The organism is Actinoalloteichus spitiensis RMV-1378 (genome assembly GCF_000239155.1).
Classification (GTDB): domain Bacteria; phylum Actinomycetota; class Actinomycetes; order Mycobacteriales; family Pseudonocardiaceae; genus Actinoalloteichus_B; species Actinoalloteichus_B spitiensis.
Genome location: NZ_AGVX02000497.1, coordinates 1 through 5815 on the forward strand (window position 1 = coordinate 1; position 5815 = coordinate 5815).

The 5815-nt window shown below is 71.9% G+C and carries 5 protein-coding genes; 3 read left to right on the forward strand and 2 right to left on the reverse strand.

Annotated elements, in window-relative coordinates; translation table 11 throughout:
- Positions 1-152 precede the first annotated feature (152 nt).
- Positions 153-632, reverse strand: coding sequence for an RDD family protein (locus ACTIDRAF_RS0220195; protein WP_016700533.1), 480 nt, complete (start codon positions 630-632; stop codon positions 153-155).
- A gap of 232 nt (positions 633-864) precedes the next feature.
- Here ACTIDRAF_RS0220195 and glnA point away from each other — a divergent pair, with 232 nt between their 5' ends.
- From glnA to ACTIDRAF_RS0220215, 3 genes are all read left to right on the forward strand, one after another.
- Entirely contained in the window at positions 865-2289 is a 1425-nt protein-coding gene (gene glnA / locus ACTIDRAF_RS0220200) for a type I glutamate--ammonia ligase (protein ID WP_016700534.1), read from the forward strand.
- A 204-nt stretch (positions 2290-2493) separates the two neighbouring features.
- Positions 2494-3321 carry an NAD(P)H-binding protein gene (locus tag ACTIDRAF_RS0220210; RefSeq protein WP_026066314.1) on the forward strand — a complete coding sequence of 276 codons (828 nt, stop codon included), beginning with the start codon at positions 2494-2496 and terminating at the stop codon, positions 3319-3321.
- Positions 3322-3824: 503 nt separating this feature from the next.
- Positions 3825-4280 (forward strand): hypothetical protein, encoded by a 456-nt coding sequence (locus ACTIDRAF_RS0220215; RefSeq protein WP_016700536.1) that lies wholly within the window; start codon positions 3825-3827, stop codon positions 4278-4280.
- A 204-nt stretch (positions 4281-4484) separates the two neighbouring features.
- Here ACTIDRAF_RS0220215 and ACTIDRAF_RS0220220 read toward each other — a convergent pair.
- On the reverse strand, positions 4485-5815 hold a 1331-nt coding region (locus tag ACTIDRAF_RS0220220; protein ID WP_016700537.1), incomplete at its 5' end, for a bifunctional [glutamine synthetase] adenylyltransferase/[glutamine synthetase]-adenylyl-L-tyrosine phosphorylase.

Sequence of the window (5815 nt, forward strand, 5' to 3'; positions counted from 1 at the left end):
GCTCGGGGGGGGACCCCGCGGCAGGGGCGCGCGCGGGCCGACGGCCGGCACCACCCGGCTCGCGGGATTCCATCCCGCACCCGCCCACGACGCCGGACCGCCTCCGCTGCCGGCGGAAGGCACTCACCACCCGCCGCCGCCGGACGACCAGGTCAGCGCGTGTTGACCACGACGGTGCCCAGCGTCCGGTCGTGCAGGCCCCGGTAGTCGAGGTCCCACACCACGGCCGGAATCAGGAAGAAGATCATCACGGTGCGGGCGGCCGCTCGGGGCAGGCCCACCCGGACCGCTCCGCCGAGACGGGCCACCCGGATGCCCAACAGCGCCATGCCTGGCGTGAAACCAGCGACGGCGACCGGGACCACGGTCAGCAGCACCCAGGCCAGCAGGCTCCAGTTGCGGGGCAGCTCGGGGGCGGTGAACAGGCCGGCGACGAGGGCTGCCATGATCAGGTCGACGAGCAGCGCGGCGAGCTTGCGCCGGGGGCGGGCGACGGAGCCGGGCCCCGTCTCGGGTAGGCCGAGGCGATCTCCGCGCCACCGCTGGTTCTCTGCCTCCGCCACGGCCCGCCGACCCTCCGGGTCGAGCGCCGCGCTGGGGCCGGACAGCCACGAGCCGGTCCACCTGTTCACGGGCCCCAGCGTAACGACCGATTCGCGGCGTTTCGGTCCGGGGCCAGGTCAGACGGCCGCGCATATCATGTCAGTCACATCCAGCCGTGTTAACAGCCGCGAAACACGCGGTTGATGGCAGGGCAATACGTCCCACCTAGCGTCGCTGGCGCACTGCAGCTAGCGACCGGTGATGGCTTCCGCCGACTGGGGGCCACTCGATGTGTCTGACCCGTGTAAGGAGCCAGCGAGGGTGTTCAAAAACTCCGACGAGGTCCTGAAGTACCTCTCCGACGAGGACGTGAAGTTCGTCGACATCAGGTTCTGCGACCTGCCCGGCACCATGCAGCACTTCACCGTGCCCGCCGCGGCGTTCGACGCGGACACCTTCGCTGACGGCCTCGCCTTCGACGGCTCGTCCGTCCGCGGCTTCCAGTCCATCCACGAGTCGGACATGCTGCTGCTCCCCGACCCCTACACCGCGCGCCTGGACCCGTTCCGCGCCGAGAAGACCCTCATCCTCAACTTCTTCGTGCACGATCCGCTGACCCGCGAGCCCTACAGCCGGGACCCGCGCAACGTCGCCCGCAAGGCGGAGGAGTTCCTCGCGGCGTCCGGCATCGCCGACACCGCCTTCTTCGGGCCCGAGGCCGAGTTCTACGTCTTCGACTCGGTGCGGTTCGACACCACCGCGAACGCCTCCTTCCACGAGATCGACTCCGAGGCCGGCTGGTGGAACACCGGCGCGGACGAGGAGGGTGGCAACAAGGGCTACAAGGTCCGGTACAAGGGCGGCTACTTCCCGGTGTCCCCCACCGACCACTTCGCCGACCTGCGCGACCGGATCTCCCTCCAGCTCATCGAGTCCGGGTTCACGGTGGAGCGTGCGCACCACGAGGTGGGCACCGCCGGCCAGGCCGAGATCAACTACAAGTTCAACACCCTGCTCCACGCTGCCGACGACCTCCAGCTGTTCAAGTACATCGTCAAGAACGTCGCCTGGCAGGCCGGCCGCACCGCGACCTTCATGCCCAAGCCGCTGTTCGGCGACAACGGCTCGGGTATGCACTGCCACCAGTCGCTGTGGACCGGCGGCAAGCCGTTGTTCCACGACGAGTCCGGGTACGGCGGTCTGTCGGACACCGCACGGCACTACATCGGTGGGCTGCTCCACCACGCGCCGAGCCTGCTGGCCTTCACCAACCCGACGGTGAACTCCTACCACCGCCTGGTCCCCGGCTACGAGGCCCCGGTCAACCTGGTGTACTCGCAGCGCAACCGGTCGGCGTGCATCCGGATCCCGATCACCGGCAGCAACCCGAAGGCCAAGCGGGTCGAGTTCCGCTGCCCGGACTCCTCGGGCAACCCCTACCTCGCCTTCGCCGCCATGCTGATGGCGGGTCTCGACGGGATCAAGAACAAGATCGAGCCGCCGGCTCCGATCGACAAGGACCTCTACGAGCTGCCGCCCGAGGAGGCCAAGAACGTCCCGCAGGTGCCGGCGACGTTGTCCGAGGTCATCGACAACCTGGAGCGGGACCACGAGTACCTGCTCGCCGGCGGGGTCTTCACACCCGACCTGATCGAGACCTGGATCTCCCTGAAGCGGGAGCAGGAGATCGACCCGATCCGCCTGCGGCCGCACCCCTACGAGTTCGCGCTGTACTACGACGTGTGACGTCCAGACCGACGGAGAGGGCCGGGTGACCGCCGTGGTCACCCGGCCCTCTCCGTCGCCAGGCCCAGGCGCGGCCTCACCGTGCGAGCTCGACCTCGGTCCCCTCCACCCGGAACGACATCGACGGGCAGAACGAGACGCTCAGACATCGCACCGAGATCATGAGCCGTTCCGGGTCTCGACAGGTTGGGCTTGACTCGTCGCATGACAGCGAAAACGATCCTGGTGCTCGGCGGGACGGGGAAGACCGGCCGCCGGGTCGCCGCCCAGCTGACCGAACGAGGGCACACCGCGCGGGTGGCATCCCGCAGCGCCCCCACCCGGTTCGACTGGAACGACGACACCACCTGGCCGGCCGCCCTGGGCGGCGCCGAGGCCGTGTACATCGTCCCGGACGACGCCGGGCCGCTCACCCAGTTCGAGTCCTTCGTCGGCCTGGCCACGCGGGAGGGGGTGCGGCGGCTGGTGCTGCTGTCGGCGCGCGAGTGGATCCAGCTGGGACATCCCGCGGCCACCGCCCGGGAGGACATCGTCCGCCGGTCCGGCGTCGCGTGGACGCTGCTGCGCCCGGTCTGGTTCGCCCAGAACTTCAGCGAGGAACCGTTCCTGGCGGACGAAGTCCGGGAGGGCGCGGTCCGCTACGGCACCGGAGACGGTCGCCACCCCTTCATCGACGCCGAGGACATCGCGGCCGTGGCCGTCGCCGCCCTGACCGAGGACGGGCACGACGGCCGGGTGTACCCGCTGTCCGGTCCTCGGGCCCTCAGCATCCCGGAGGCGTTGGACATGATCGCGGCGACCACCGGTCGCACGATCAGCCGCGTCTCCGTTCCGCTGGACGAGTACGAACGCCACCTCACCGACCGCTACTACCCGGCCGGTGCGGCGCGGGCGGTCACCGGCCTCCACGAACTGGTCCGCCAGCACGCGGACGACCACCTCTCCGACGGAGTGCGCCAGGCCCTAGGCCGGGAACCCCGCGACTTCGCCGACTACGTCGCCACCACCGCAGCGGCCGGTGGGTGGGGCTGACGGTGCCCCCGTCCCCCCGCCACGGCGGCGGGGGGACCCCGGCGTCCTCCGGGCCGACCGCCCGCGGTCGACGGGGCCAAGCGTCCGGGAACCCGCTGTCCACCATTCCTGGACGAGGATCGTCCGGCGCCCGATCGATCGGCGCCCGATCGATGGGCACCCGCGAGAACGGTCCACCGCGGTCGACGGGGAACAACGCACTCGTGGTGCCCGATCGTGCGCACCCGTCCTCCCCCGGTCCTCCCCCGGTCCTCCCCCGGTCCTCCGTCGAGCCGACGTCCCGGTGACGTTCCACGGGGAGCAGGGGATGCGAGCGGTGTTCGCGGGGTCGCGCCGTGGTGGTGGCCAGGAGGTCCGACCAGTTCGGCATCACCGGCATCCGCGTGCCGCCGCGCTCGGGAGGGAGGCGTCCCCCTGGCTGACCAGACGGTGAGCGCGACGATGCTGCTCATCGCCCACACGGCGGCCGCCGTCGGCACCACCGGACTCGTGGCCAGCCCTCCGTGACCCCGACCGCCTTCCTCCGCCGCGCGCGGAACTCGTTCGAGCTGATCGTGGTGCGCCGCGCCCTGGTTCCCACCACGACCTCCGCCGGCGCGTCGCGGGTGCTGCGCGGCTGCGGCCGATCCCCGCCGTTCCGTCATCCGACGGCTCGCCCCGCACTGTTCGACGCGGTGCACGGCCCGCCGTCCGCCCTGTCCCCGCTGCTGCGGGTCCTCGACACCAGCGGTGATCAGCGTCCACCTCGTCGGCGATGTCGCACCGGCCCCTCCGGACCCCTCGGTACCGCGCCGTCCTCGTCGTTCGGAGTGTTGACCACCGAGAACGGGCCGGACCTCGCGGAGGCGGTCAGGGGCCAGCCGTTGACGCGAACCCTCCTCGTCCGCTCCATCGCGCCCTCCCCCTTCGCCGTGCTCAACCTGCTGATCGCGGTACTCGTCAGCGCGGTGGGGACATGACACGACCGCCCGCCACCAGCTGGGCGGAGGAGCAGGGCACGGCGGCGGTGCGGCACGTGGTGGTCGTGGCGGAGCGCGGCCAGCTGGCAGCCCTGCGGGTCTACGGGAACCCCGCGACCACCGGCGCCACCGCTCCCGCCCACAGCGACCCCGGCCGCGAACGAACCACCGCGCCGCGCCGGTCGGCCGCACCGACGACCCCGGTCAGTCCGTCCCGTAGAAGACCCGCTCCATCACCGCCCTGGCCCGACGCGTCACCCGCCGGTAGTCGTCGACGAACACCCCCGGGTCCTCGGACACCGGATACCCCATCGTCCGGGCGACGGCCGCGAGTTCCCGGCCGTGCCCCGGCAGTTGGTCCGACGCCTTGCCCCGGACCAGCGTCGTCGCGTTCCGGGCCTGACTGGCCATCGTCCACGCCGCGCACAACGCCTCGGCGTCGGCCTCGTCCAACAGGCCAGCCGCAGCGGCGCTCCGCACCGCTCCCAACGTGGAGGTCGTGCGGAGCCCCGGCACCTCGTGCGCGTGGCCGAGCTGGATCAGCTGCGCCGTCCACTCCACGTCGGACAGCCCACCCCTGCCGAGTTTGGTGTTCGTGGTCGGGTCGATCCCCCGGGGCAGGCGCTCGTGCTCCACCCGTGCCTTGATCCGGCGGATCTCGATGGTCGAGGCCTCGTCGAGGCCACCGGCCGGGTACCGGACCGGGTCGACCAGCGCGGTGAACCGGTGGCCGAGGTCCTCGTCACCGGCCACCCGTCGTGCCCGCAGCAGCGCCTGCGCCTCCCAGGTGTCCGACCACTTCTCGTAGTAGGTCCGGTACGACTCCAACGTGCGCACCAGCGGGCCGCTCCGGCCCTCGGGGCGGAGGTCGGTGTCGACGTGCAACGGGGGGTCCTGGCTGGGTGCGCTGAGCAGGCGGCGCAGCGTCTCGGCCACGGCCGTCGCGTAGCGCACCGCGTCGTGGTCCTCGACCCCGTCCCGGGGCTCGCACACGAAGAGGACATCCGCGTCCGAGCCGTACCCGAGTTCGTCACCACCCAACCTGCCCATTCCGATGACGGCGATCCTGGCCAGCGGATCGGGACCGAAGCGGGGCGCGACGGCACCCGCCGAGGCCCGCAACGCCGCCTCCAGCACGGCGGACCAGATCCGGGACAGGGCGTGGGCCACCGCCGGGAGCCCCATCAGCCCGAGCAGGTCGGCGCAGCCCACCCGCAGCAGCTCGTGCCTGCGCAGCGACCGGGCGGCCAGGACCGCCTGTTCGGGGTCGTGGTGCCTGGCGACGGCGCTGCCCAACGAGTGCGCCACCTCCTCCGGGTCCCGTCCCGACAGTTCCGGGGTGTCGACCAGCAGGCGCAGCACCTCGGGAGCGCGGACCAGCAGTTCGGGGACCATCCTGGACGTTCCCAGCAGGAAGGCCAGGCGTTCCGCGACCGCGCCCCGATCCCGCAACAGGCGCAGGTACCAGGGGGTGTCGGTCAGCGCCTCGGACACCCGCCGGTAGGCCAGCAGGCCACCGTCGGGGGCGGGGGGGT

Coding starts and splice junctions, on each gene's coding strand:
- ACTIDRAF_RS0220210 (WP_026066314.1), top strand. CDS start 2,494: ATGACAGCGAAAACGATCCTGGTGCTCGGCGGGACGGGGAAGACCGGC.